This is a genomic window from Nocardia sp. CS682 (assembly GCF_004634405.1).
Taxonomy (GTDB): domain Bacteria; phylum Actinomycetota; class Actinomycetes; order Mycobacteriales; family Mycobacteriaceae; genus Nocardia; species Nocardia ninae.
The window spans coordinates 4,383,190-4,408,574 of sequence record NZ_CP029710.1 but is presented as its reverse complement, the minus strand read 5'-3'; the positions used below and the strand labels follow the sequence as shown (position 1 = coordinate 4,408,574).

Below are 25,385 nucleotides of genomic sequence, written 5' to 3'. Positions count from 1 at the left end.
GCGGCTACTTGCGTAGCGTCTCGAGCGCCCGCAGCACGGCGTGTGCCGCTACCGGATCGCCGACCGCAATGCGGGCGCTCCCATCCGGATACGCCTTGGCGGCGATGCCCGCCCGCCGCAGCGCGGTGGCCACGCCGGGCCCCGGCAGGTACAGGAAGTTCGCGTGACTGCGCGGCACCGCGATCCCGCAGCGCCGTAGCGCGTCGCGCAGTGCGTCCCGCTCGGTGGTGATCCGCATGGTCCGCGCGGCGAGCTCGGGCTCGGCCGCGTAGGACGCGGACACCGCCGCCACCGCCGCCGCGCTCATCCCGAACGGCAACTGCAGCCTGCGCACCCGGGCCACCAGCTCGCGCCTGCCGAAGGCATAGCCGATACGCAGTCCGGCTAACCCGTACGCCTTCGAGAAGGTGCGCAGCACAAGGAGATTGGGGTGGCGGCGCAGGAGCGCGAGCGGGTCCATGTACTCGGCGGCACCGAGGAACTCGACGTAGGCCTCGTCCAGGATCACCGGCACCCGAGCGGGCACCTCGCCCAAAAACGCGGTCAGTTCACGCGCGGAGACCACCGTGCCCGTGGGGTTGTGCGGACGGCACACCGCCACCAGCCCGGTCCGTTTATCGATGGCCCTGGCCATCGCGGGCAGATCCTGCTCGCCCGCCGAGTCCAACGGCACCGCGACCGTCTCCAGGCCCGTCATCTCGGCTATGATCGGGTAACCGTCGAACGTCGGTGTCGCGTAGACCATTCCGGCACCGGTGGTGGTCAACGACTGCATGATCTGCAGTGCCACCCCGGTCGCACCCGAGCCGACCACGACCTGATCCGAATGCAGACCCAGATGTCGCGCGATCACCGTCGGCAGCTCCCGCGGTAAGAACTCCGGATACCGATTGGCTCGGGCCAGTGCACTGTTCACCGCACGTAGCACCGAGGGCAACGGCGGAAACGGGTTCTCGCTCAGTGTCAGGTCGAACTCGGCCGCCGCCGAAGAGCTGCCGCGCTGCCGCGACGGCGTCGTCTCCTCGACGAGGTGCATGCTCATCGCGCCGCACCCCACCGGATGGCCGCGGCGCCCGCGAAGTCGCCCGCGTGCGCGAACGCCGACATCAGCACCACCGACCCGTTGCGCAGCCTGCCCGCCCGGTTCTCGATGTCCAGTGTCACCGGAATGCCTGCGGCGAACAGGTTTCCGCACCGGTCGAAGCTGTCCGGATGCCGTTCGGCGGGCAGCTCGAGCGCGTCGTGCCAGTTGCGCAGGAACAACCGGTTCGGCTGATTGGTGACGAAGGTGTCGATGTCGCGGCCCTTCACCCCGATCCGGTCGCACACCGCCAGCGCCACTTCCGGCACCAGCCGGTTGCCGCGCGCGAACACCTTGGTGATCTTGGATTCGGTGAAACTGACGCAGCCCTGGCCCTCGCCCGGCTCCCAGTACTTGCGGTCGCCGTTGGTGGAAAACTCCATGTCCCCGGCGAATTCGGGGTAGGTGCGGCACTCGATGTCCAGGATCGGCGCGCTGTCGTCCTTGACCAGCAGACCTACCCCGCAGCCGTCGCCGGGCACCGGCGCCTGGGCCAGCTTGCGGATATCGGGCTGGGTGAACACCGGTCCCGCGCAGTTCTGCGTCGCCGCGATCAGTGCGGTCCGGGCGCTGGTGGTCTGCAACACCATTCGGGCCATCGACATCATGTGCACGAAGGCGGCACAGCCGCCGTTGTGCACGTCGTAGACGAAGTCGGGGCGGGCGCCGAGCCGCCTGGCGACCTCCGGCCCGCATCCCATCACCGGGTTGGTCGGCAGCTGAGTGTGCGTGATCAGTACGTCGATGTCCGAGATGAACTGCGCGCCATGGCGTTCGATCAGCGGCGCGACGGCGCGCTCGACCATGTCCACTGCTGTCTCGTCCCGGTCGACGTGGTGGCGGGCCTTGGGCGAGCGGAACATCACGTTCTTGGCCATCCGGTCCGAGCGGGAGAACTGGGTGAAGTATTCGGTGCCGACCGGTTCGCCCGGCAGGTAGCTGGCCACGTCGACCAGGCTGATCGAGGGCAGTCCCGGGGCGTCCGGGTTGGTGGGGATCATGCGAATCTCACTTCATCCAGTCGGGTTTGATGGGCAGGCCGTGCGCGGCCCGGTACTCGCAGATCGCCTTGAGGTTGTCCATCTCCAGCTGATGGCCCGCGGAGAACATCTCCCAGAAGTCGCCGACCCAGACCGGCCGCTTCGACGGCGCGGTCTCCGGGTAGGGGTTCTCGTCGTAGAACGGGTGCTTGCAATTGACCCACAGCACCACCGAACCCGGCTTGTTGAACACCGCCTGCGCGTCGACGACCCGCAGCAGGTAGATCATCCACAGGTGTTGTGACTGGTCCCAGGCGCAGTGATAGTCGACGGTCATCGCTTCGGGATGCGCCACGGTCCTGGTGAAGATCTTGGTCTCGTCGCCGAGCCGGTCGTAGGCCAGCCACAGACCCGGCTCCTCGGTGGGGACGAACCCGCGCAGGCTGTAGGTCCACTCCTCCAGCGAGCGGGTATCGGCGAGGTACTCGTACACCTCGCGCGGCGGCGCGGCGATATAGGCCTGCACCGGACAGTATTCGCCGAAGATCTGGTCGTGCGGGTACACCGACCGCAGCATGTCCATGATGATCGGCGTGGTCGCGTCCTTGTCGGAGTTCTCGATACGCAGGACACCGGGCGGTGCGTCGTCGGCCGGGATATCGCTGAGTGCGGGCAGAGCACTTGTCGGCTCACCCGTCGCCCGGCCACCACCCCTCATGGAATCGCTACGCGATGTCGTCATCATTTACTCCTGAATTTGTTCGATGGCGGTCAAGAACGGCAGAAACGGCGGAATCTCATCCGGGTCCACATCGATCGAGAGAAACGACGGCCCAGGGGTTTGCAGGCACTGCGGCAGCGCCGCGGCCAATTCGGCGGTGCTGCGCACCGAGCGGGTGGTCAGGCCGGGGAACATGGCGTCGACACCCGCCCCGAGGTGTGTGGTCTGAAATCTGTTGAAGGAGTAGCGGTCTCGGTAGTAAAGTCGCTCCCTGGCCACGCACATGGCATGGGCGTTGTTGTTGAGCACGATGAAGGTGATCGGTAGCTCGTGTTCGATCGCGGTGTGAATCTCCATGCCGTGCATGAAGAACGCGCCGTCGCCTGCCACCACTACGGTGCGGTGCCCGGCGCCGCGGGCGAACGCGGAGCCGATGCCCGCGCCGAACGCGTAACCCATGCCGCCCATCCCGAGCGCGACGACGAACCGGCCGCCGCGCGGCACCCGCAGGTGATGCACCACGGCCGCACCGGTATTGCCGGCGTCGGCGAATACATCGGTGCCGTCGGGCAGCGCCGCCTCGATCGTCTCCACCAGCTGCCGATAGCGCAGCCCGGGGCCGGTCGAATCCGGAACACGCAACGGGGTGAGCGGAGTAGCCCGGCGCTGGTCGAATGTCGATGGCGCAGCGGCGAATTCGTCGGCGAGCTCGCTCAACGTGCGGGCCAGGTCGGTGCTCGTGGCATGGACGGCGGGCAGATAGGGCGGCGTCACCCCGATGCTCGCCACGGGGCCGCCAGTGCGCAATTCGTCCAGTCCGGTGCGGGTGGTGATCGGCATCGGCGTGCCGACGAGCAGGCACAATGCCGCGGACCGGATCGCCGCGCCGAGTTCCGGATGCCCCATGCTGCCCGCGACGCCGCAGAATCCGGGGTCGTGGTTGTCGTAGGTGTCCTTGGCATCCGGGGCGACACCCACCGCGGCGTCCAAGACGGCGGCCAGGCGGGCCAGTTCGCCCCGCGCATCATCGCGGGCGACCTGGTCGCCCGCGATGATCACGACCTTTCCGGTCCGCCGCGCCGTCGTCAGCGCGGTGCGCAAACGAACCAGCCCGGCGTCGTCGCGCCGATACACCTTGGTGGGCAACCGGATCGGCGAGTCCGCACCCATGTTCGCCTGCTGCATCTCCTTGGGCAGCAGCAACACGGCGGGGCCGCCGCGCCGGGCGGCGCCGACCGCCCTGGCCAGCTGATCGGGCAGCTCGGCGACGGTCTCGACGCGGGCGCAGTACCGGCTGATCTCGCCGAACATCTTGGCGGCGTCGATGGTGTCCGCCTGTCCACTGGTGTCCTGAAAGGCTCCGTTGCCCGCGTGCGCCGTCGGCGGCTGGCCGACCAGCGCGAGCACCGGCACCCGGGAGGCGAATGATTCGGCAAGTCCGGCAACGAGATTCATCGCGCCACCGCCGGAGGTCGCGGCGACGACACCGAGTCCGCCGGTCGATCGGGCGTAACCGTCGGCCATGGTCGCCGCGGAGAACTCGTGTTTGGCGATCACCCCGGTGACGTCGTACGGCGCGTCGAAGATCGCGTCGTACAGGTCCTCGATATTCGCACCGTCCACCCCGAAGAGGTGCCGGACGCCCAGGGCCGAAACCGCCTGCACCAGATAATCGACGACTCTGGTCTGCATCGGCACTCCTTCCCGCGGCGTCCACCTGTGCATCGGGCACACGCGAGATCACTTTCTGCGTACAGGAGTGATACGAGCCGGGACGCTGGGCGGTTCAACGCTTGACTGCCGGGGAGTGGCAAGGGCGTGTCGGCCCGAGGTGACCCGCCTCGGCGAGGCTCCTCGAACGGGCAAATCCCCGGCCCTACCGGGAGCACTTGCGTGTACGTATACATCTACGTATAGTTGGGTCATGCCCAACAAGACGATCTACGTTGCCGATGACGATCTGCCGCTGTTCCAGCGGGCCCAGGAGCTGGTTGGCGGCAATCTCTCCGGGGCGGTGACCACGGCGCTGCGCCGGTTCATCGAATTGGAAGAGGGTCGACAAGAAGGGTACGACGAGGTCATCGTCCGGGTCGGCCACAACGGCGTCCGGCAGGTCCGGTTCTCCGGGGCGCTGATCTTCGAGACGAACGAGGTGACCGACACCCGGATGGAGCACATCCGGGTGTTCCACAGTCGCAAAGGCAAATTCGTACTGCACGCGCACTACTCCAACTGGGACGAGTATCCGCAATCCGAGAACTGGATCAAGGATTTGACGAACTGGCGGCGCATGCTCGGCGTCGGCGAACAGGACTGGGGTGATTTCATCCTGGAGATCGTGGATTCGGTCGAAGAATTGAAAGACAAGCTGCCGGACAAGGTGTACGAGCGGGTGTTCGATATCGCGAAACGCCCGCAGATCGAGGATCTCGACATCTAGTCGACGAGCCGCCGCACAACTGAACAGCAACCGCTCGAGCCGCACCGGGACACCGGGTGCGGTGTAACTCAGTCATGCATGCATGCGCATCCGCTAATTCATTTTCTGAAAGGACCGCCATGGTCAACGGCCATCGCGCACCCGCCATCTCGGCACTGGGCCTGCGCAAATCATTCGGCGAGCACGTGGTGCTCGACGGCATCGATATCACCGTCCCCGAGGGCACGGTCTACTCGCTGCTCGGCCCGAACGGCGCGGGCAAGACCACCACCGTGCAGATCTTGAGCACCCTCATCCACGCAGACGGCGGCGAAACCCGGGTCGGCGGCCACGATGTCGAGTCCGAACGCGACGCGGTGCGCAAGGCGATCGGCGTCACGGGCCAATTCTCGGCGGTCGACGAGTTACTCACCGGCCGGGAGAACCTGATCCTGATGGGCGACCTGCAGCATCTGCCGCGGCGCGAAAGCAAAAGGCTGGCAGCGGATCTGCTGGCGCGCTTCGACCTGGTCGAGGCAGGCGACAAGCCCGCGTCCACCTACTCCGGCGGCATGACCCGGCGGCTGGATCTGGCGATGACCCTGGTCGGCGATCCGCGCATCATCTTCCTCGACGAGCCGACCACCGGTCTGGATCCGCGCAGTCGCCGGGTCATCTGGGATCTCATCCGCGGGTTGGTCGACGACTACAACGTCACCGTCTTTCTCACCACGCAGTATCTGGAGGAGGCCGACCAGTTGGCCGACCGCATCGCGGTGCTCGACCACGGCCGGATCGTCGCGGAAGGCACTGCGGCGGAACTGAAGCGGTTGGTGCCGGGTGGGCATATCCGCTTGCAGTTCGCCGACCGCACCGCCTTGTTCGCCGCGTCCGCCGCGCTGGGTGTCGCCGTGCGGTTGGTCGATGACGATGACGCCGACGACGCCGACCTGACCCTCGCGGTGCCGAGCGACGGCAGCGTGAAATCCCTACGGGCCCTGCTGGATCGACTCGACTACGAACAGATCGAGGTCGAGGGTCTCGCCGTGCACACGCCCAACCTCGACGATGTCTTCCTCACCCTCACCGGCCAGCCGACCTCCGAAAAGGAAACCGTCGCATGAGTACCATGTCCTACGCCCTCACCGACTCCGCAACGATGTTGCGGCGCAATCTGACTCACGCGAAGCGCTATCCGAGCATGAGCATCGGCGTCGTCGTGATGCCGACCGTCCTGCTGCTGGTCTTCAAGTTCGTCTTCGGCGGCGCGCTCGAAAAGTCTTCCGGCGGAAACTATATCGACTACCTCGCGCCCGGCATGCTGCTGATGGTCCCGGCCTACATCACGGCGTCGGTGGCGGTGTCCATCGCCTCCGATACGTCCAAGGGCATCGTCAACCGGTTCCGCACCATGGGCATCACGCAGTCGTCGATGCTGACCGGTCATGTGCTCGGTGCGCTGCTGCAAGCACTGGGCGGCATCGTGTTGATGGCCGCGGTCTCGCTGCTCATCGGGTGGCGCCCCGACGCCAACGTGGCAGAATGGATCGCCGCGTTCGGTCTGCTCAGCTTCACCATCGTCGGATTGAACTGGCTCGCAGTGGCCTTGGGTCTGTTGTCGTCGAACCCGGAGGGCGCGAGCAACGTCGTCTTCCCGATCATCATGCTGCCGTTCCTGGGCAGCGGCCTGGTCGCCACCGACACCATGCCCGTCGGGCTGCGCCAGTTCGCCGAGTATCAGCCGTTCACGCCGATCACCGAGACCGTGCGCGGCCTGCTGATGGGCAGCGAGATCGGTACCAACGGCATCCTCGCGCTCGCCTGGTGCGCCGGTCTCACCGCCGTCGGATTCTTCTGGGCCAACTCGATTTTCCGCCGCCAGACCCAGTGAGCACGACCGCACGATGAGGGGTACCGATCCCCCCGCCATATCCGGCGGGGGGATCGTTCCGTTTGTCAGATCGTGCCGGACAGCAGCGTTTTGCCGGTGGACGCCGACCGGATCTCCACGGCGCGGATCTGGTCCGGCGCCTTGTCGATGGTTCGATCGATGGTCAGCTCGGTGCCCGGACCGGCCGGCCACTGATCGAGTTCGGTCTGGCTGCCGTCGGTGCCGAGCACGAACAGCTTCAACGTCCAGTTGTACTGCTGGTTACTCGGTCCGTAACTGCAGCTCATCACGATCCGCGTCCGGTTGTCGGCCCGTACGACCTTGAAACTCGCCGTCACCGGACTCGGCTCGAGCGCCTGCATACTGCGTTCGGCGACAACCTGTTCGGTGCTCGGCGTGTCCGACGACGTGACGGTGGCGACCACCGGCACCGCGATGGCCACCGCGGCGGCCGCGGCCGCGACGGCGGCACCGACGGACACCCACCGGCTGCGGCGCCTGCGCTGTTCGGCCGCGGCGGCGAGCCTCGGCAGCAACTGCGGCACCGGAGGGCCTGCCTCTGGCACCGGCGAGCCGGCATCCGGCGCAACGGCTTCGGGCGGCTCGAGCATGGCCAGCGCGGTCGCCGGATCGACCATGGCGAGCATGCCGGGCATCCCGGCCAGCTCGGCGACGGCGGCCTGGCAGGCGGGGCAGCCGGCCAAATGCTCCTCGTATTCCCGGCGTTCGGTCCGGGTCAGGGAGCCGAGCACGTAAGGCGCGTCCCACGTGGTGTAGTCGTCCGCGAGTTCGTTCATTGGTTCGTCACCCCCATCTCCTGTAATGCCAGCCGTAGCGCCCGCATGCCATAGTGCATTCGCGATTTCACCGTGCCCGGCGGAATGTCGAGTTCCGCGGCGATCTGATGTGTGGAAAGGCCCCGATAGTAGGCCCGCACGATCACCTCGCGGTGGTCGGGGCTGAGCCTGCCCAACGCGTCCGCGACCACCCAGCCGTCAAGCGCGCGGTCGGCCTGGTCGGGTGTGGCCTGCTCGGGCGGTGCGTCGGTGCGGAACTCGCGCCGGTTGCGGGCGCTGCGATGTTCATCCACGGCGAGATTGCGGGCCACGGTGAACAGCCACGCGCGCGCCGAGGTGTCGGACTGATCCAACACGTTCGGGCGTTGCCACGCCCGCAGCAACGTCTCCTGCACGATGTCCTCGGCTCGGCCGGAATCGCGCACCAAACCGAGCGTGTACCGCCACAGCGCGGCCGCGTGTTCGTCGTACAGGACCCGCAACAACTCCGTACGGTTGTCGGGCATTGCTCACCTCCCGCTCATCCCACGAATCAGCAGGGATGAACGGTTCAATCGGAGCGCACATCTCAATTTCGTTCGAGTTCGATCGGGTGGGTGGCCAGTAGCGAAAGGGGAAGGGGCTGGCGGCGCAGGACGTGCGCCCACAGGTCCGCGCGGCCGGTGCTGATCGGGTCGGAGGGCAACGCGGACAGCACGATCCAGTCGTCGTTCTCCAGCTCGCCCTCGAGCTGCCCGAAGGTCCAGCCCGCGTATCCCGCGAACACCCGGATGCCCTCGACCAGCCTGCCGATCTCCTCCGGATCCGCGTCCAGGTCGACGAGCACCACCCGGCCGTCGATCCGGCGCAGGCCGGGGACGCCGTCGATGGTCGCGCCGACGCGCACCGTGCCCAGGCACAGTGCCGCGTCCCGTTTGACCGGGCCGCCGATGAACAGGGTGCGCGGCGCGGCCGCCACCTCCGTCCAGCGGGGGAGCACGTCGTGCACGGCCGTATCGCTCGGCCGGTTCAGCACGACGCCGAGGCTGCCCGCCTCGTTGTGCTCGATGATGTAGACAACGGTGCGCCGAAAGGTGGGCTCGGCCAGCTCGGTCGCCGACACCAGCAGCGTGCCGGCGCGCACCACCTGCTCGCCGTGCCGGAAATCGCGCCGCTTACGGTCGCCGTGCCCGCCGCGAGTTTTCCGATCATCCGGGTCGTCTGCGCGTGCCACTCGGACATCATCGCAGTTGTTTCGGGGATATGCGCTTCCGCAGACGAGTTAGTTGCCCGGAATTTTGCGTCGGGGGCCGGTGTCGGGCGGGTTCGGGCGTCGTAGAGTCCGTGTCATGGAACCGCCCGAGGTGCGCCTCGAGAACAGCGACACCGTGTACGACTTCTATCTCGACCATCGCCAGAATCGGCTGAAAGCCTGGGGTGCGTACGCCATTCTGGCCCGTCGCTACTATCCCCGCGTCGCGTACGCCGAGGGTGCGCGCGCCGGTTTGCGGGCCGCGATTCGGCAGGGCAGGCCGCTGTTGATCTCGATCAATCATCTTTCCGAGAACGATCCGTATACGGTCGCGGCGGCGGCGTGGCGCAGTGCGTTGCGACCGGTGATCGGGCGGGTGCGGGTGCTGGCCAAGGACGAGCTGTTCGAGGAGCCCGAGCAGCGCCGCAAGATCGACATGATGGGCGGGATACCGGTGTTCCGCGGCAAGGACCACGGGATCCGGGCGGTCAATGCGGCTGGTCAGCGAATGATGGATATCTGCGCGCAGCGGATAGCGCGCGGTGACGGCGTCGCGGTGTTCCCGGAGGGCACCTGCAACGAGGTCGACCCCACCCAGGTGCAGCCGGTCGGTAGCGGTATCGGGCACATCGCGTTTCGCGCGATGAAGCTCGGCGTCGAGCCGGTGCTGGTGTCCATGGGCCTGAGTTACGGGCCGCGCCTGGACCCCACCGTGCAGCCGAACAAGGAGGAGGCCAAGTCGGCCAGCTTCTATTTCGGGAAGCCGATCACCGAATTGCCGAACAAGCCCGGCGATATCGCGCGACTGGTGCGCGCCGATCTGCAACAGGCGCTCGACGGGGCGGTCGCCGCTTACTGAGGCAGGTTCAAGCTGTCGCGCGCCCAATGCGGCACCATCACCAGGTATTCGGGCCTGGTCTCGATGAAGTGGTGCACCATCGGACACATGGGGAGTGCGCCCAGTTTGTCCTGGGCGGTGCTGTTCAACGCCGCCTCGACCAGTACGCGACCGTAGCCCTGGCCCTCGTAGCGGGGGTAGATCTCGGTGTGCACGAACGCGCGTTCGGCTTGGGTGTCTTGGTATTCGACGTACCCGGCGTTCGCGTCGTCGACATAGAGCTCGAAGCGTTCCAGCGCGGTGTTGATACGGACCTCCGTCGACATGGCTCGACGCTACTCCCGTGCGACGTCATCCGCGCATTCCGCAACGCCTACCGCCCGGTCCGCTCGGTTCCCGTGCGGTCCGCCGACGGGTAGCGGCTCAGCCGCCCATCGCCGCGCGTGACCGGCGGAATCGGTCGCTCGACTTGTCTCCGCGCTCTCGGCCTGCGCAGAATGCTCATGATCGGGGTCGCGCGCGCGTGCGTGGCGGCGGCCCGTGGAGGTACGAAACATGATGAAGGTTCGGCTGTTCTCCGGTGCCGCGGCTGCCATGGCCGCGTGCCTGCTCGGTGGATCGATCATGTCCGGTCCGGCCGCGGCCGCGCCGGCTCCGTCCTTCGGCGACTGCCCGGCGGGCTCCGTGGCCGCGGGCCACGGCGTGCGGTGCGCCGTCGTCGAGGTGCCGATGAACTACGCGGAACCGGACGGGCCGACGATCCAGGTGACCGTCAGCCGGATTGCGGCGACCGGTGAACGGCGCGGTGTCGTCTTCGCCAATCCGGGTGGGCCCGGCGCGGACGGGCTGGACTTCTGGGGCCAGCGGACCGACGTGTTTCCCGCCGAGCTGACCGCCCACTACGACCGGATCGCGGTGCAGCCGCGCGGATTGCGCTGGGCCACCCCGCTGGACTGCGCCACCGGGGACGACGGGCCGGTGTCGCTCGGCGGCGGCGACCGCAACGCCATCAAAAAGGCCTGCGACGCCGCGCTGCCCGGCTACCTCGACACCATCACCACCGAGAACACCGCCCGCGATATGGACGCGGTGCGTGCGGCACTCGGCCTGGAGCGGATCAGCTACCTCGGCACTTCCTACGGCACCTACCTCGGCGCGGTGTATGCCTCGTTGTTCCCCGACCGGGTCGAGCGAATGGTGTTGGACTCCAACGTCAATCCCGACTGGGTGTGGACCGAGGAGTTCGCCCAGCAGCAGATCGCGGGCAAGCAGCGGCTCGACGATCTGTTCACCTGGATCGCCGAGCACAGCTCCGAATATCACCTCGGCGACACCGCTTTGCAGGTTTATCAGAACTGGGTACGACTCGCCGTCGACCAGGGCGGCGGCTGGTACGCCAACCTGACTCCGCCCCCGGCCAGCCTCGCCGACCTGCCCGGCTCGTTGCCCGAACCGCTGGCCGAGATCGCCCGCGACGGCTACAACGGGGGTTTGGAACAGACCGGCAAACTGCAGAACCTGTTGCGCACCTTGATCTCTCGCGGCGCCACCACGCAGGGGCCGCTGCTCGGCGCCACCTCGGTCGCCACCTATACCCGCACCTACTGGCCTACCTTCGCCCGCGCGATGGCCGACGCGCTCGCCAACCCGGCGAACGTGCAACGCCTGCGCACCATCGAAGGCGCCACCTCCACCGACACCACCGGGCGCTCCGTCTTCGCCGCGATCACCTGCAATGAGAACGCCATCCCCGGCCGCCTGGACGTCATCGGATCGGCGATTGCCACCATCGCCTCCGGCGGCAATGCGATGGATGCCAGGGCCGACCTGGTTCGCTCCGGAATGGCCTGCGGGACATGGAAACCCGTAGTCACACCGATCAAGATCAGCGGTGCCGGCCTCGGCACGCCGCCACTGGTCTTGCAGAGCAAGCACGACGCGCTCACCAAATACGAAGGCGGACCGGCTATGTCGCGGGCGCTGAACGGGTCGCTCATCACCGTCGAGGGTGGGGATCACGGGAACTTCGGCCGCGGCAACCCCGTCGTCGACGAGGCGGTGATGACCTATCTGCGCACCGGGCAGGTGACGATCACGCACGCGGCGGAAGCACCGCTGCCCGTGCGCTGACGCGTTCGGTGCGACCGTGCGTCAGACGATCTCACCGGTCTGCAGCGCGGCGAGGATGTTGAGCATCATCGAGAGCGGGCCGTACAGTGCCGCCGCCAACGGATCACCGCCGTTCTGACCAGCCAGAACCCAATCGAAACTGAACGAGCTCATAGCATTCCTCCATGTGTCGGCTTCGGGTCGCAAACGCCAAGCACCATATATTCGTGGCGGACTACGGCGCGGATGGGCGCCGTCTCGACAGGGGCACGCAGTGCGAATGTCTGGCCGAGTGGACGATAACTTCGTGGGAGCGTTGCCTGTCCGGTTCGGGCGGATCACACTGCGAAACATGACCACGTGGACACCGCTGCACGGGCATCCGTACCAGCCGATTCCCTACCACCCCAACCGGATTCCCGTCGCGGAAGCACTCGCCAAGTCGGCCGAGTTCCGTCGGCGGATGGACGAGCGTCGCACCGTGCGGATGTTCTCGACCGATCCGGTGCCGGAGCAATTGGTGCTCGACGCCATCGCGGTGGCCAACACCGCGCCGTCGGGCGCCCATCAACAACCGTGGACCTTCGTCCTGGTCGAAGATCCCGAGGTGCGCGCCAGGATTCGGGAGGCGGCCGAGGCGGAGGAACGCATCTCCTACAACGGCCGCCTCGGCGAGGAATGGCTGTCCGCGCTGCGCCCCCTCGGCACCGACGAGCACAAACCGCACCTCACCGAGGCCCCGTACCTGCTCGTCGTCTTCCAGCAGCGTTTCGGCCTTCGCCCCGACGGCACCACCTACAAGCACTACTACGGCGACGAATCGGTAGGCATCGCGGTCGGCATGCTCCTCACCGCCCTGCACATCGCCGGTCTGGCCGCCCTCACCCACACGCCGAGCCCGATGAAGTTCCTCTCCGAAGTCCTCAACCGCCCCCGCAACGAAAAAGCCTTCGCCGTCATCCCCATCGGCTACCCCGCCGACCACGCCGTAGTCCCCGACCTCACCCGCAAAACCATGGACCAGGTCCTCATCCGAATCTGAACGCCGCCAGGGTCACCCGGCGCGGCGAAACCCCAGGATGGGGTAGTGCGGATCGCTGCCGCCTGCTCTGCCCTGGCCGTGGCCGATGAAGGACGCCGCCGCGGCCAAGTGGAGCTGGTGGCGGGCGCCGAGCGCGGTGAGTTGTGCACAGGTATCGGTGTGCGGTCGGTCTGCCGGAACGGCGTTGTCTGCCAGGCGGGCGGCCGCGACCTTGTCCACAGTGGTGAGGAAGAGCCCGCCGGGCCGCAGGACTCTGGCCACTTCTGCGAGTACCGGTTCGGCGTCAGTGAGCAAGTGCAGCAACCACACTGCGGTCACCGAGTCGACGGAGTCGTCCGGCAGTGGGAGCACGGTGGCGTCGGCTCGCGCAACTCTGCCCGGCAATCGTCGGACCGCGTGCCGCAGCATGCCGTCCGAAAGATCTATGCCGACCACTCGATGCCCGAGCGCCGCGAGTTCGGCGGCCACGATTCCGGTACCGACGGCAAGGTCGAGTACCAGGCTGCGCGGCGGCAGCACGCTGCTGAGTGCGGCGGCCGCAGCCGTCGCCCTGGGCACTCCGCCTCGGGTCCGGTCGTAGTGGGCCGCTTCATTGTCGTAGTCGAGCACCCCACCATCATGCGTAATGCGCTGTGCGATGGGCGGATCCGGTGTATCGGTGCGCATACCCCTGACTGTTCGTACGCCCATCATGGGAAGTGTCGGGTAGTTCGGCAGTTTGACCCGCCGGTAATAGCAATTTGATACATGTCGTCGGCCTTCCCGTCGATAGCCTGCTCCGCATGTCATTGAACGGGTCGCCCCCGCATGTCATCCGAGCGGTTGTCTTCGACTGGCGAGGCACGCTTGTTTCGGAACTTACGCCGCAAGGTTGGGCTCGCGAGGCACTGCAGCGGGCAGGTCGTGAATCCCACGCCGATGCCGTGAACAAGGTGTTGCTGGACATCAAAATGGCTGCGGGCCAACCGAATCGGTTGCAGTCGCCGCAGGGCAATATCAGCTACGAAGCTCATCGGGACACCTATTATTCGGTGTTCACCGATGCGAAACTGCCCAGCGAAGTCGCCAACGCACTATTCGAGGTCGATTCCGACGCGAGCCTCAACAAGTTTGCCGTCGATGCCGCCGCCACCCTCATCGCACTCAAGCAAAGCGGATATCAGATCTGCGTTCTCAGCAACATTCACTTCGACATCCGACCCGTCTTCAAAGACGCGAACCTGCTCGACCTGATCGACACCTTCGTCCTGTCCAGTGAGGAAGGTGTGCAGAAACCGGATCCCGCGATATTCGAGCGGGCACTCGAAAAACTCGGTACCTGTGCCGCGGAAACGCTGATGGTCGGCGACCGCCCATCCCGAGACGGCGTGGCCGTCGAGATCGGCATGCCGACCCTGCTCGTCCCGGCCTTGACCGACCCGCAGCAGCGACGGCTGCATCTCGTCACGAGCGCGGTCGGTGTCGACCTCGGAATGCTCCCAGTGGTGCAGAACGACGCGATGCCGGACGCTCGCACGGAAATTCCCAATAGCCGGCGGCAGGGAGCACTGATGTAAACGTCGCAACCGCTGCGAAGGCCGAGTCCGTTCCACGGGGCGGACTCGGCACGGTCAGGCAAGGCGCATCGCACGTTCGATCGCTCCGAGCCCGGCATCGACCGCGCTCGGCTGCGCCCGCCTGCTCAGTTCGTCGACCAGATCACGCACCGTCGGATGGTTGTAGACATACTGTGGCGCCAGGCTTATCGCACGCTCCAACTGCTCGACGGCGGCGGCATCGTGTTTGAGTCTGCCCTGCGCGCGGGCGACTTCGATGCGGTGTCGAGTGTGACGCTCCTTGGACATCAGCCCCGCCAGATTGATGCTTGTGTGGTGCTTCAGGGCGATGTCGGGTCGATCGAGTGCGACGGCGATCTCGGTCGCGTGAATTCCGCAGTTGGTCGGTCCGAAGACTGTTTGAAAGTCGTTGCGGTCCATGCCTAGTCGAGCAGCAGCAGCCTCGGCTTCGGCCAGGTATGCCCACGCGGTGCTGCCGTCGTGCAGGCGGGCCGAGGCGACCGCGCACCGTAGGTGTAACGCACCCCAGAGCGAAAGTACCTGTGGCGTAGGCGATGTCATGAGGTCTTGCAGTTCGGTCAGCGCGGCCTCGGCGACCGTGAGTGCCTCGTCCAGCGTGTCCGTGTGCAGCAGCACCCCGCAGCGATCCCACGCCGAGCAGGCACTCATCAGCGGGTCGCCGAGCCTGGCCGCGGCAGTGGCGGCGTTCTCCACGGCGGTCCAGGCCAGATCGTGGTAGCCGAGCTGGTTGAGGACGGTGCGGGCGACATGCGAGGTCTCGATGATGAGGCCGTCGATCACGTCCCGCTCGGTTCCCGAGGCCAGTAAGGCGCCGGTGTTCAGCGCTTCGGTGAGGTCAGGCAACTGGCGCATCACCTCGAACAGGTTCGCGGCCTGCCGTCGCCTGGTGATCCGGTCGACATCGTCGCGCAGGTCGGTGAGCAGCGGCTGTGGTGTCACGGCCCGCAGGCCGGCGTGCCCGGACAGGCTGAGGCTGGTGCGCCGCAACGCCGCCCGCAGTGCGGGTACTGCGCGGTGCCCGGTGTCCTGAGTGAGCTCGCACGGCTGACCGAGCAGCCACGCCACGTCGACCTCGAGGACGTCGGCCAACCGGTCGATCACCGAGTGCTTGTCCAGCTTGATCCGGCCTGCCTCGATGCCGCGCATCCACGACTCGGACCGATCGACGTGCGCGGCGAGCGTTGCCTGGCTCATCTTCTTGGTCCGCCGGGAGCGCCGGATCCGCGAGCCGATAGTTGATGCGGCGGTGTTACTTGATGCCACTTACCGAGTGTATTGCAGATTCTTCCTGCGAAACCGTCAACTATTTGACGGTCTTCCGGTCGAGGAGTTGTCAGGCTATAAGCAACCGACGTAACGACTTCGGCGACGAGGTATCGAAATGATCATGGCCGCTACCGCCGCACGCGGACCACCATGGATCACCGAAAAATTATCCGAATCAACCTTGCATATGTAAACAACGGACTGCACATGACAATAGGCAAACCACCTGCCGAAGACGGGGATTCACGCTTACCGCCGAACAATCTCGGCCCGAGGATCACTCCGATACTGGCATTGACACTGAGCACGGCGCTCACCGCGATCGCCGGGCTCCTCACCGACTGGCATACGGCCTCGCTGGTCTTTCTCTCCGCTACAGCGCTTTTCAGTACCGCTCAGCGGGAGCCGTGATCGAATAGCCAGGGATCGATCAGCCCGAATCCACAGTGCGGTGATGCCGACCAGCTCGGCATCACCGCACTCGGAGAACCGATGAGGCGTGCCTAGTGGAGTACCGGCGGCAGGTCGGGCGCCTCGGCGACCAGGTCCTCGGGTGCGGACAGCCGCCATGCCTCGAAGACGAGTTCGGCCAGCTCGTCGGCGGCGATACCGGACAGGTGCACGACGACCCAGCCGAAACCGCCTGCCGTGAACTGTTCCTCGAACACCTCGGGCCGCTCGGATACCAACGCCTTCTGCTCGGAGAGGGTTTGCTTCAAGCCGACCGTCTGGGTGCGTGGCCAGTAATAGCCGAACAGCTTGCCGCGCACCTTGTACGAGGTGTACTTCTCGCCTTTCGTGGGTTGCACGTCGGCGAGGGTGCCCACAATCCGGAAGAACTCGTCACTCTGCACAGCCACCGTGGACTCCTCGAAAAGTCAGAATCCGAAATATACCTGTGCCAATTCATTCCGCCGCATCGGTGGGCCGCCGCCGGGGTCGGGCTCAGCGGGTGACGGTGGCCGAGGTGAGCACGACCTGCTGGACGGGGACGTCCTGCGCGCCCGTCTTGACCTTGCCGATCTGGTCGACGACGTCTTGGCCGCGGGTGACCTTGCCGAATACCGCGTAACCCCAGCCGTCCTGGCCCGGGTAGTCGAGGAACGCGTTGTCGTTGGTGTTGATGAAGAACTGGGCCGACGCCGACTGCGGGTCGGACGTGCGGGCCATCGCCACGCTGTAGGTGACGTTCTTCAGCCCGTTCTTCGCCTCGTTCTCGACCTTGTTGGGCGCGGGCTTCTCGCGCATGGTGGTGTCGATGCCACCGCCCTGGATCATGAAACCGTCGATCACCCGGTGGAAAATCGTGCCGTCGTAGTGGCCACTGTTGACGTAGGTCAGGAAATTACGCACGGTCTTGGGTGCCTTCGCTTCATCGAGTTCGAGCTCGATGTCACCCATGGAGGTTTGCAGCAGGACCTTGATCATGATTTCCCCAATTTGTGCGACAGGCTCAGTCCCGCAGTCGCCCTGACGGACTCGTGCTCCAACCGAGCTGGACACGGACCAATGCATCTTACCGGTGCGTGGCCAGGAGGAATCGGGTTCGGCGGGACTGCCCGCTACACAGTCGGTTCGGGCAGCTCCGCACCGGTCTCCAGCAAGGACTTGAGCCCGGACAAGATGCTCGGCCAACCGCCGCTGATCGATTCCAGCAGAGCACTTCCGGGCTGGAAGCCGTCGTGCACCACGGTCAGTTTCACCACCTCGTCCCCGGCGGGCTCGAGTTCGAAGGTCACCTTCGAGCGCGCCTCGTCGGCCAGGGCGGCCACCTCACTCGCCTGCATGCCGAAGGTTTCCGCGAACGCGGAGTCGAAGGTGTGCCAGGTGTAGGCCAGCTTGGTGTACGGGTCGGCTTCCAGCACAACCTGTTCCGGATCCTTGCTGGTCCAATTCTTCTGGTGCCACACCATTTCGGAGCCGGGCTGCCAGTCGGTGTCGAAGGTCGCGCCCCAGTAGCGATCGGTGAACGCCGGGTCGGTGAGCGCGTGCCACAGCGTTTCCGGGGTGGTCTTGATGTAGGTCGTGTAGACGAATGCGTTGTCGCTCATGGGTTTTGCCTCCAGTGCCTTCTTGAGATCGGCCAGCGCGTGCACGCGGGCACGGTGGTAATTGGTGATCCAGCGGTCGGTGATGGCGTTGATGGGTTCGGCGTTGAGGTAGTGCAGTTTTTCGCGGCCGCTGCGACGGGTGCTGATCAAGTTGGCCGCCTCCAGTACGGCCAGGTGTTTGCTGACCGACTGGCGCGCCATCGCGAGCCCGGCGCACAATTCGCGCAGGGTTTGCCCGTTGCGCGCATTGAGGCTGTCGAGCAGTCGCCGACGATGGGGATCGGCCAGTGCCTTGAATACCTCGTCCATGCCACCTTCCAGATATAAGCAGCCGTTCGGCTGCATGTTCAGAGATTAGGCAGCCGAAAGGCTGCATGTCAAGAATGGCCCCGAGAAGTAATGCATTGTCGCGGCGAAATGTAGTAGATATGCTACGAGTCGACGGTAACCCGCAACGGGGAGAGAACCATGACAGTGGGTCAGGGCGTCGCAATCGACGTCGAGAAACTGCGGATGCGCTACGGCAGCACCGATGTCTTGCACGACGTGACATTCCAAGCCAGGCACGGCGAGGTGCTGGTGCTGCTCGGCCCGAACGGTGCGGGTAAGACGACCACCATCGAGATCCTCGAGGGCTTCCGCATGCGGTCGGCCGGCCGCGCCGAAGTGCTCGGCACCGATCCGGCGCACGGCGATGAGGCCTGGCGGGCGCGCATCGGCGTCGTCCTGCAATCATGGCGCGATCACGGCAAGTGGCGGGTGCGTGAACTGCTCGACTACCTGGGTGCCTTCTATGCGCCGTACGGCACCGACAGCATCCAACGGCCCTGGGACACAGACGAACTCATCAAGGCGGTGGGCCTCTCCGGCCAGGCGTCGAGCAAAATCAAAGACCTGTCCGGCGGCCAGCGCCGCAGGATCGACGTGGCGATCGGCATTGTGGGCCGCCCCGAAGTGCTGTTCCTGGACGAGCCGACCGCGGGTTTCGACCCGGAAGCCCGGCGTGAGTTCCACGATCTGGTCCATCGCCTCGCCGACGACCAGCAGACCACCATCCTGCTCACCACCCATGATCTCGACGAGGCCGAGAAGCTGGCCGATCGGATCCTGATCCTGGCCGGCGGGCGGATCATCGCCGACGGTTCGGCCGACGAGCTGTCGCGCCGGATATCCGGTGCAGCAGAGGTGAGTTGGACCAACGGCGGGCAACGATTCGTGCACTCCACCACCGAGTCCACCGAGTTCGTACACGAACTGTTCAAGCAGCACGGCGAGGCCATCGGTGATCTGGAGGTTCGCCGTGCCTCACTGGAGGACACCTATATGACGCTGGTGCGCCGGTTCGAATCCGGGCAGGTCGAGTCCGAGGTTCACACGATCGAGGAGGTAGGGCGATGAATCCGACGGCGATTGCGGTTCGGCAGGGCTGGACGCGCGGCATGATCGAGCTGAAACAAGGACTCACCAACGGCCAAGACCTGTTCGGGATCCTGTTCTGGCCCGTCGCCATGCTGGTGGTGCTGTTCTTCATGCGCAACGCGTCGTTCGAAGGGAGCGGCGTGCTGCTCGGCTCGCTCGCGTTGCCCAGCACGATCGGCATGCTGGTCGCGGTCAACGGCATGATCGGCATGGGTCAGCAGCTCACCCTCGACCGGGAAGACGGCACGCTGCTGCGGGCCAAGGCGACCCCGAACGGCATGGTCGGCTACCTGATCGGCAAAATCATCCAGGTGTCCGGCTGGGTGCTTATTCCGTCTGCGCTGCTGCTGGTCGGCGGCATGGTTATCGTCGACGGACTCGCGCTCGGCCAGGTCGAGTCGTGGGCGACGTTGACCTGGGTGATGGTGCTCGGCCTGCTCGCCACGCTGCCGATCGGTGCCGTCTTCGGCTCGGTGTTCGCCGACCCGCGCAACTTCGCGTTGATGACCTTCCCGATCATGGCGCTCGTCGCGGTGTCCGGCATCTTCTACCCGATCACCTCGATGCCCGGCTGGGTGCAGGGCGCGGCCCAGGTGTTCCCGGTGTACTGGCTCGGGCTCGGCATGCGCTCGGCGCTGCTGCCGGACGAGGCGGTCGCCATCGAACTCGGACAGTCCTGGCGGCACCTGGAAACCGTTGGCGTGCTCGGTATCTGGGCGATCGCGGGTTTGCTCGTCGCGCCGGTGGTGCTGCGCAGGATGGCCCGCCGCGAGTCCGGCTCCAGCGTGGCCGTCCGACGGGAGAAAGCGATGCAGCGTGCCTACTGAGGTCATCTACAACCGCATCGCGATGTTGCGCGCGGAGCGCGGCATCTCGCGCCGCGAGTTGGCGGAGGCGCTCGGCGTGCATTATCAAACGATCGGCTACCTGGAACGCGGCGAGTACAGCCCGAGCTTGCATCTGGCCCTGCGGATCGCGGCCTATTTCGAGGTGACCGTGGAGGTCGTCTTCTCCACCAGCCCCTTCCCGCGCCTCGGGTCCCGCGTCGAGACAGCTTGACCGGCAAGCCGACTCGACGCTCGGACCGGCGGCACTACGCGTGGTCGCCGCGGAGCACGGCGAACGTCGGGACGAGCTCGCCGCGCCGCCCGCTTTCGGCAATCGCCCTGTGCCAGTAGCCCTGAACGGTCCGGGCCAGGGCGGTATCGACGCCGACGGCCTCGCTGGTCTCGAGCACGTGCCGCGCCCCCGCCGCCATCATCGGTAGATTCGCGACATCGCCCAGCCCGCCGGCCTGCGCCGACGCGGCCAGACCCGCGTACACATCGTCGACCCGGCCCAGTGAACGTTGGGCATAAGGCAGGAAGCGATCGATCGGCTCGCCGGAGCGGTCGATCATCGCCAGCGCCTGTTCGACGCCGAGCAGCAACGGATTGAAGATGGCAAGGACCGCTTGGTAATAGAGCTGGGCCAGGCCTGCGTCCTCGCCGAGATACTCCGGTGCGTTGAGCACGCGCAACAGGTCCCGATGGGCTTCGAACACCGCACGGCGACCGGCATAGAACACGTAGGACTCAGGGTTGGTGAGACCGTCGCTCTGCGCCATCACGCCGCCGGCGAGGAAGTCGCCGCCGTGCGAGCGCACCCACGCCGCGGCCTCGCGGGTGTTGGCGGGGGAATCCGACGACAGGTTGGCAATCACCTTGCCCGCCAAGCGATCCGATGCACTACCGAGTGCGTCGTACATCGCCGCGTAGTGCGTGAGGCTGACCACGATCAGGTCGTTGGCGTCGAGTACCTCGCGTATCGTCGCGGCCCGCCGGGCGCCGAGTTCGACCATGGCATCGGCTTTTTCGGCACTGCGGTTCCACGCCGTCACCGCGACACCGGCGGCCAGGAAGGCCCGGACCACCGCCTGACCCATCGACCCCAAACCGACGACGGAGACGGAGCCGATGGGCTTGCGCTCAGGCATGTCGATTAGACCTCGTCCCCGCGGAGCAGTGCGTAGGTCGAGACGGCCTCGCCCTTCTCCTCGCTGGCGGCAACGGCCTTGCGCCAGAACGACTGTGCGGTGTGCGAGAACGTCGCGTCGACGCCGACCTCCTCGCTGGCGTCGATGATGTGCTGTGCGCCTGCGTCCATCATCTTCAGGCTCGCCAGGGTGGCCCAGCCGCCGTTCTGGTTGGCCACCGAGAACTCCTCCATGAAATAGGGGAAGGCGGCGGCGGAGCGGACGGCGAACGGGACGAACTGGGCGATGCTGTGGCCGGAGCGGTCGATCATCGCGGTCGCCTGGTCGAAGGCGAGCAGCCACGGATGGAAGATGGTCAGCAGTGCCTGGTAGAAGATCTGCGCGAGACCGTCGTCCGCGCCGAGGTACTCCTGCGGGCTCAGCGGGCGCAGCAGCTCGGCGTGCGCGTCGAAGACCTCCCGCGGGCCGCTGTAGAAGATGTACGAGGCGGGATGGGCGATGTTGTCACCCGCCGACATGACGCCGCCGGACAGGAACTGCGCGCCGTGCGCGCGGACCCACTCCGCACCCTTGCGCGCCTTTTCCGGCGAATCGGAGGACAGGTTGGCGATCACCTTGCCCGCCAGGTGATCGGTGGCCTGGCCGAGTACGTCGTACATGGCGGCGTAGTGGGTGAGGCTCAGCACGGTCACCTCGTTGGCGTCCAGCGCGGCGGCGACGGTCGCGGCCGGCTTGGCGCCGAGTTCGACCATCGCGTCGACCTTGTCGGTGCTGCGGTTCCACACGGTCACCTCGACGCCGGCGTCCAGGAAGGCCCGGACCATCGACTGGCCCATCGGCCCGAGGCCGACGACGGAGACGGAACGGGGGCTGGTCTGTTCGGACATTGTGTGTCCCTTCGCTTCTGGTTCGGATGGTGTCGGCGCCGGGATCAATACTCGTTGCCGCAGGTAGAGTCGGGAAGACCGAACGTTCAGGTGGGGTTGCTTACCTAGAGGTTCGAAATACGGTCAGAAGGAGTGCGGTGGACATGAGCAGTGACGCGGATCACGACGTGTGTGGCATGTCCGTGGCGATCGATGTCGTCGGCGGCAAATGGAAACTGCACCTGATGTGGGCGCTGAACGAGCGCCCGCAACGATTCGGCGAGATCCGCCGCCTGCTGGCCGGCGTCAGCGAGAAGGTGCTCGCGGAAAACCTGCGCCACCTCGAGGCGAGCGGTGTCGTGCACCGGGAGGTCTACCCGGAGGTTCCGCCCCGCGTCGAATACTCCCTCACTCCGCTCGGCGCGGAACTCGCCGTAGCACTGCGCCCCCTCGAAGAGTGGGGCGACAAGCACCGCCACGAGCTCCTCGGCAACCTGCTGGCTTCGGCGAGCTAGCACGGCGCTGGCGGGCCGGCTGGGCTAACGGGCCTCGGTAATCGCTTGCGGCGCTCGTCTCATCGAGACAGGTGCTGCTCTGCTATCTGCGCGCCGACTTGCTGCACAAGGTGGCTCGCGTGCGCGATCGAGCGGGCCGGGTCCGGCTCTGCATCGGTGAGGGCGTAGCAGGCGGTGAAGCCCGCCGCGCGGATCTCCTGTGCGGCAAGAAGATTGCGGCCCGCGACGGCGATGACGGGAACCCCGGCCTTGCGTGCGGATGCGCAGACGCCGATGGGGGCCTTGCCGTGCAGGCTCTGCGCATCGAGCGAGCCCTCGCCGGTGATGACGAGGTCGGCACCGTCGAGTAGTGCGGGAAAGTCCAGCAGTTCGAGGATCACCTCGATGCCGCTGCGCATATGCGCGCCGAGGACGGCGAGTGCGCCGAAACCTGTTCCGCCCGCGGCACCGGCGCCGGGATGAGCCGCGAAGGAGGGGCCTGCGAGGCGTGCCCAGGTCGTGAGTGCCTCTTCGAGAAGGCCGAAATCGGCTGGATCAGTGCCTTTCTGGGGCGCGTATACCGCGACGGCACCCTTCGGACCGAGCAGTGGATTGTCCACATCGCAGGCCAGCGTGAAAGTGCTGGCGGCGATTCCAGGATGGAGCCCGGAAAGGTCCAACTGTGCGGCGTGGGTCAAAGCCGCACCACCCTGGGCTAATTCGTGATCGTCGGCGTCCAGGACGCGGCCGCCGAGCGCCTGCACCATGCCCGCACCGCCGTCGGTGGAAGCGCTGCCGCCCAGACCCAGCACGATATGGGTGGCACCGTTGTCGAGCGCGTGTGCGATGACCACCCCCAATCCGAAGGTGCTCGCGCCGAGCGGATCCGGCTGTCCCGCAGGAAGTTTCGCGAGACCGACCACCGCGGCCAACTCGATGACGGCTGTCTCCGCCTGCACCGCGTACGACGTGCTGCCCGGTACACCGGTAGGACCGGGTGCGGACAACTCGACCCGCGTCCACCCGCTCGCCACGAACGCGTCGACGGTTCCGTCCCCGCCGTCGGCGACCGGCACCTGCCGGACCTGCACCGCCGGCGCGACTCCCGCGATGCCCGTCGCGAGCGCGGCCGCCACCTGCGGCGCGGTCAGCGACCCCTTGAACTTGTCCGGGGCGAGCACCACCCGGCGAACGGTCTCGCGCGTCATCCCCACATTGTCGGGTGCCCGCCGGAAATCCGCGCGACTGCTCCGGCGCAATGTGCAGTGAACTGCGGATCCAAGAAAGAGAGCCGTGCTGTCGCCCCGCGCGGGCACACGTAGTGGGTGCGCAATCTGCGTGTGGCCGGTGGCGGCGAGCTGCGGCTCGGTCGCAGCGCGGCGATCAGGCAGAGCGAACCAGGAATTCGATCGCCGCGGCATACCCCTGAATTCCCATTCCGGCGACCACCGCGGTCGCGATCGGGGAGATATAGGAGTGATGCCGGAACTCCTCGCGGGCGTGCACATTGCTGATATGCACCTCCACGATGGGGAGTTCCGGGATCACCAGCGCGTCCCGCAGCGCCACCGAGGTGTGGGTGAGCCCGCCGGGATTGATCACGATGCCCGACTCGACGCCGCGCGCTCGGTGGATCCGGTCGATCAGCGCGCCTTCGGAGTTGGATTGGAAGGCGGCGATCTCACGGCCGTAGCGCTGCGCGGTCTGCCTGCAGAGTTCGACGACGTCGTCGAGCGTCGCCGACCCGTAGACCTCCGGCTGGCGAGTGCCGAGCATGTTCAGGTTCGGGCCGTTGAGGACCAGGATCGGACCGAGTGCGGACATGCCCGCAACATTAGTCGTAGGCCTGGTGTCGAAGCCTTACCCGGCGCGTCCGGGGGCTTACAGTCCCTGCGGTCCTTCTGAACGCAGGTCGTCCACTTTGCGCATGGCGTCGCGCAGTTCCGCCAGCCAGGATTCCGCGTGCTGGCCGGCCAGTTTCACCGTCCAGGCCAGTGCGTCCGCCCGTGAGCGCGCCACGCCCGAGTCGACGAGCGTGTCGAGTACTTTGCGTTCGGGCTGACGCAGCCGGGTCATGACGGGGACCGCCAAGTGGGTGAACATGATCCGTTCCCCGTCCACCGACACGCCCCACGCGACGCTGCGGCCGTAGCGGCGCTGGGCCTCGTCGGCGATCTGCATGCGGGCCGGGCGGGTGGACTCGCGGAAGCGCGAGACAGCGCCCTCCTTGGTCGCCCGCGGCACTTCCTCGGTCGCCGCCTCCGCGGTGCCTGCCGCGTCGACGGGAGTCTTCTCGGGCTGGGGGATCGGCAGTTCGCCGATGACGACGATCTCGTCCCGGTCGATCTCGATGACGGGGGGACCGGCGAACCAGTCCTCGGGCAACCTGCCCGCGAACCAGTCCGGCACGTCCGCGGGATCCGGTAGGTCGGCCTGCTGCCAGCCGCCCGGTCGTCCGAAGCCCCGTCCCCGGTGTTGATGCCTCATGAGGGGATCACCTACTTACCCTTCAGTGTTTCTTACAGTGATTACAAGATTACGTCGCAATCCGCGCCAATGGTTCCGCTCTGTGCGAACAGAGTTCGCCGGTGGTTAACGGGGGTGATTCGCGGTTCGTAGACGCTCGCT

30 protein-coding genes are annotated in these 25,385 nt (G+C 66.5%); 11 read left to right on the top strand and 19 right to left on the bottom strand.

Annotated elements, in window-relative coordinates; all coding sequences use genetic code 11:
* Window positions 1–4: 4 nt before the first annotated feature.
* The 4 genes from DMB37_RS19915 to DMB37_RS19900 are packed head-to-tail and all read right to left on the bottom strand — an operon-like array spanning window position 5 to window position 4,474.
* Window positions 5–1,042 carry an aminotransferase class I/II-fold pyridoxal phosphate-dependent enzyme gene (locus tag DMB37_RS19915; RefSeq protein WP_135234010.1) on the bottom strand — a complete coding sequence of 346 codons (1,038 nt, stop codon included), beginning with the start codon at window positions 1,040–1,042 and terminating at the stop codon, window positions 5–7.
* Window positions 1,039–2,082, bottom strand: coding sequence for a 3-oxoacyl-ACP synthase III family protein (locus DMB37_RS19910; protein ID WP_206055284.1), 1,044 nt, complete (start codon window positions 2,080–2,082; stop codon window positions 1,039–1,041). The genes DMB37_RS19915 and DMB37_RS19910 overlap by 4 nt, the downstream gene beginning before the upstream one ends.
* A 7-nt stretch (window positions 2,083–2,089) precedes the next feature.
* A complete protein-coding gene (locus tag DMB37_RS19905; protein WP_370465390.1) occupies window positions 2,090–2,803 on the bottom strand; it encodes an SRPBCC family protein in 714 nt (237 codons plus the stop codon).
* Window positions 2,804–2,806: 3 nt separating this feature from the next.
* Window positions 2,807–4,474: a thiamine pyrophosphate-binding protein gene (locus tag DMB37_RS19900; protein ID WP_135234009.1), complete on the bottom strand. Its 1,668-nt coding sequence runs from the start codon at window positions 4,472–4,474 to the stop codon at window positions 2,807–2,809.
* Between the two features lie 232 nt (window positions 4,475–4,706).
* Here DMB37_RS19900 and DMB37_RS19895 point away from each other — a divergent pair, with 232 nt between their 5' ends.
* From DMB37_RS19895 to DMB37_RS19885, 3 genes are all read left to right on the top strand, one after another.
* Window positions 4,707–5,222, top strand: a complete 516-nt coding sequence (locus DMB37_RS19895) for an EXLDI protein (RefSeq protein WP_135234008.1) — start codon at window positions 4,707–4,709, stop codon at window positions 5,220–5,222.
* 119 nt (window positions 5,223–5,341) lie between these two features.
* Window positions 5,342–6,325 (top strand): ATP-binding cassette domain-containing protein, encoded by a 984-nt coding sequence (locus tag DMB37_RS19890; RefSeq protein ID WP_135234007.1) that lies wholly within the window; start codon window positions 5,342–5,344, stop codon window positions 6,323–6,325.
* Window positions 6,322–7,092: an ABC transporter permease gene (locus DMB37_RS19885; RefSeq protein WP_135234006.1), complete on the top strand. Its 771-nt coding sequence runs from the start codon at window positions 6,322–6,324 to the stop codon at window positions 7,090–7,092. Before DMB37_RS19890 ends, DMB37_RS19885 begins: the two co-directional genes overlap by 4 nt.
* Window positions 7,093–7,157: 65 nt before the next feature.
* Here DMB37_RS19885 and DMB37_RS19880 read toward each other — a convergent pair whose 3' ends face one another.
* The 3 genes from DMB37_RS19880 to DMB37_RS19870 all read right to left on the bottom strand — a co-directional run bounded on the left by DMB37_RS19880 (window position 7,158) and on the right by DMB37_RS19870 (window position 9,102).
* Window positions 7,158–7,889: an anti-sigma factor gene (locus DMB37_RS19880; protein WP_135234005.1), complete on the bottom strand. Its 732-nt coding sequence runs from the start codon at window positions 7,887–7,889 to the stop codon at window positions 7,158–7,160.
* Complete coding sequence (locus tag DMB37_RS19875) at window positions 7,886–8,395, bottom strand: sigma-70 family RNA polymerase sigma factor (RefSeq protein WP_135234004.1); 510 nt, start codon at window positions 8,393–8,395, stop codon at window positions 7,886–7,888. The genes DMB37_RS19880 and DMB37_RS19875 overlap by 4 nt, the downstream gene beginning before the upstream one ends.
* Window positions 8,396–8,457: 62 nt before the next feature.
* Complete coding sequence (locus DMB37_RS19870) at window positions 8,458–9,102, bottom strand: YqgE/AlgH family protein (RefSeq protein ID WP_107653328.1); 645 nt, start codon at window positions 9,100–9,102, stop codon at window positions 8,458–8,460.
* 115 nt (window positions 9,103–9,217) lie between these two features.
* Here DMB37_RS19870 and DMB37_RS19865 point away from each other — a divergent pair, with 115 nt between their 5' ends.
* On the top strand, window positions 9,218–9,979 hold the full coding sequence (locus DMB37_RS19865; RefSeq protein WP_135234003.1) for a 1-acyl-sn-glycerol-3-phosphate acyltransferase: 762 nt from the start codon (window positions 9,218–9,220) through the stop codon (window positions 9,977–9,979).
* Here the strand turns inward: DMB37_RS19865 and DMB37_RS19860 are convergent.
* Complete coding sequence (locus DMB37_RS19860; RefSeq protein ID WP_107653326.1) at window positions 9,973–10,284, bottom strand: GNAT family N-acetyltransferase; 312 nt, start codon at window positions 10,282–10,284, stop codon at window positions 9,973–9,975. The two genes, DMB37_RS19865 and DMB37_RS19860, sit on opposite strands and share 7 nt — an antisense overlap.
* A 229-nt stretch (window positions 10,285–10,513) precedes the next feature.
* Between DMB37_RS19860 and DMB37_RS19855 the strand changes: the two genes are divergently transcribed.
* Window positions 10,514–12,088, top strand: a complete 1,575-nt coding sequence (locus DMB37_RS19855; protein ID WP_135234002.1) for an alpha/beta hydrolase — start codon at window positions 10,514–10,516, stop codon at window positions 12,086–12,088.
* 21 nt (window positions 12,089–12,109) lie between these two features.
* Here DMB37_RS19855 and DMB37_RS41720 read toward each other — a convergent pair whose 3' ends face one another.
* Window positions 12,110–12,241, bottom strand: a complete 132-nt coding sequence (locus DMB37_RS41720) for a hypothetical protein (RefSeq protein ID WP_255508389.1) — start codon at window positions 12,239–12,241, stop codon at window positions 12,110–12,112.
* Between the two features lie 178 nt (window positions 12,242–12,419).
* Between DMB37_RS41720 and DMB37_RS19850 the strand changes: the two genes are divergently transcribed.
* Window positions 12,420–13,109 (top strand): nitroreductase family protein, encoded by a 690-nt coding sequence (locus DMB37_RS19850; protein ID WP_135234001.1) that lies wholly within the window; start codon window positions 12,420–12,422, stop codon window positions 13,107–13,109.
* 12 nt (window positions 13,110–13,121) lie between these two features.
* Here DMB37_RS19850 and DMB37_RS19845 read toward each other — a convergent pair whose 3' ends face one another.
* On the bottom strand, window positions 13,122–13,775 hold the full coding sequence (locus DMB37_RS19845; RefSeq protein ID WP_206055283.1) for a class I SAM-dependent methyltransferase: 654 nt from the start codon (window positions 13,773–13,775) through the stop codon (window positions 13,122–13,124).
* Between the two features lie 116 nt (window positions 13,776–13,891).
* On the opposite strand from DMB37_RS19845, the gene DMB37_RS19840 reads away from it, so the two are divergent.
* On the top strand, window positions 13,892–14,665 hold the full coding sequence (locus tag DMB37_RS19840; protein ID WP_206055282.1) for an HAD family hydrolase: 774 nt from the start codon (window positions 13,892–13,894) through the stop codon (window positions 14,663–14,665).
* A 54-nt stretch (window positions 14,666–14,719) separates the two neighbouring features.
* Here DMB37_RS19840 and DMB37_RS19835 read toward each other — a convergent pair whose 3' ends face one another.
* The 4 genes from DMB37_RS19835 to DMB37_RS19820 all read right to left on the bottom strand — a co-directional run bounded on the left by DMB37_RS19835 (window position 14,720) and on the right by DMB37_RS19820 (window position 18,312).
* Complete coding sequence (locus tag DMB37_RS19835) at window positions 14,720–15,949, bottom strand: helix-turn-helix transcriptional regulator (protein WP_135234000.1); 1,230 nt, start codon at window positions 15,947–15,949, stop codon at window positions 14,720–14,722.
* 506 nt (window positions 15,950–16,455) lie between these two features.
* Complete coding sequence (locus DMB37_RS19830; RefSeq protein ID WP_135233999.1) at window positions 16,456–16,812, bottom strand: MmcQ/YjbR family DNA-binding protein; 357 nt, start codon at window positions 16,810–16,812, stop codon at window positions 16,456–16,458.
* Between the two features lie 85 nt (window positions 16,813–16,897).
* Window positions 16,898–17,380 carry a peptidylprolyl isomerase gene (locus DMB37_RS19825; protein WP_186818764.1) on the bottom strand — a complete coding sequence of 161 codons (483 nt, stop codon included), beginning with the start codon at window positions 17,378–17,380 and terminating at the stop codon, window positions 16,898–16,900.
* Between the two features lie 134 nt (window positions 17,381–17,514).
* Window positions 17,515–18,312 carry a metalloregulator ArsR/SmtB family transcription factor gene (locus tag DMB37_RS19820; RefSeq protein WP_135237684.1) on the bottom strand — a complete coding sequence of 266 codons (798 nt, stop codon included), beginning with the start codon at window positions 18,310–18,312 and terminating at the stop codon, window positions 17,515–17,517.
* Window positions 18,313–18,471: 159 nt separating this feature from the next.
* Between DMB37_RS19820 and DMB37_RS19815 the strand changes: the two genes are divergently transcribed.
* The 3 genes from DMB37_RS19815 to DMB37_RS19805 are packed head-to-tail and all read left to right on the top strand — an operon-like array spanning window position 18,472 to window position 20,481.
* Window positions 18,472–19,401: an ABC transporter ATP-binding protein gene (locus DMB37_RS19815; RefSeq protein WP_135233998.1), complete on the top strand. Its 930-nt coding sequence runs from the start codon at window positions 18,472–18,474 to the stop codon at window positions 19,399–19,401.
* Window positions 19,398–20,249 (top strand): ABC transporter permease, encoded by an 852-nt coding sequence (locus DMB37_RS19810; protein ID WP_135233997.1) that lies wholly within the window; start codon window positions 19,398–19,400, stop codon window positions 20,247–20,249. Before DMB37_RS19815 ends, DMB37_RS19810 begins: the two co-directional genes overlap by 4 nt.
* The gene (locus DMB37_RS19805) at window positions 20,239–20,481 is read left to right on the top strand and encodes a helix-turn-helix transcriptional regulator (protein ID WP_107653318.1); all 243 of its coding nucleotides are present in this window, start codon (window positions 20,239–20,241) and stop codon (window positions 20,479–20,481) included. The genes DMB37_RS19810 and DMB37_RS19805 overlap by 11 nt, the downstream gene beginning before the upstream one ends.
* A 34-nt stretch (window positions 20,482–20,515) precedes the next feature.
* Here DMB37_RS19805 and DMB37_RS19800 read toward each other — a convergent pair whose 3' ends face one another.
* Window positions 20,516–21,397 carry an NAD(P)-dependent oxidoreductase gene (locus DMB37_RS19800; RefSeq protein WP_135233996.1) on the bottom strand — a complete coding sequence of 294 codons (882 nt, stop codon included), beginning with the start codon at window positions 21,395–21,397 and terminating at the stop codon, window positions 20,516–20,518.
* A gap of 5 nt (window positions 21,398–21,402) precedes the next feature.
* Entirely contained in the window at window positions 21,403–22,284 is an 882-nt protein-coding gene (locus DMB37_RS19795; protein WP_135233995.1) for an NAD(P)-dependent oxidoreductase, read from the bottom strand.
* 143 nt (window positions 22,285–22,427) lie between these two features.
* Between DMB37_RS19795 and DMB37_RS19790 the strand changes: the two genes are divergently transcribed.
* Window positions 22,428–22,778 (top strand): winged helix-turn-helix transcriptional regulator, encoded by a 351-nt coding sequence (locus tag DMB37_RS19790; protein ID WP_370465389.1) that lies wholly within the window; start codon window positions 22,428–22,430, stop codon window positions 22,776–22,778.
* A 59-nt stretch (window positions 22,779–22,837) separates the two neighbouring features.
* Here DMB37_RS19790 and DMB37_RS19785 read toward each other — a convergent pair whose 3' ends face one another.
* The 3 genes from DMB37_RS19785 to DMB37_RS19775 all read right to left on the bottom strand — a co-directional run bounded on the left by DMB37_RS19785 (window position 22,838) and on the right by DMB37_RS19775 (window position 25,244).
* A complete protein-coding gene (locus DMB37_RS19785) occupies window positions 22,838–23,965 on the bottom strand; it encodes a glycerate kinase (protein WP_135233993.1) in 1,128 nt (375 codons plus the stop codon).
* A gap of 175 nt (window positions 23,966–24,140) precedes the next feature.
* Complete coding sequence (aroQ, locus tag DMB37_RS19780; RefSeq protein WP_135233992.1) at window positions 24,141–24,581, bottom strand: type II 3-dehydroquinate dehydratase; 441 nt, start codon at window positions 24,579–24,581, stop codon at window positions 24,141–24,143.
* A gap of 57 nt (window positions 24,582–24,638) precedes the next feature.
* Entirely contained in the window at window positions 24,639–25,244 is a 606-nt protein-coding gene (locus tag DMB37_RS19775) for a hypothetical protein (RefSeq protein ID WP_135233991.1), read from the bottom strand.
* Window positions 25,245–25,385 lie beyond the last annotated feature (141 nt).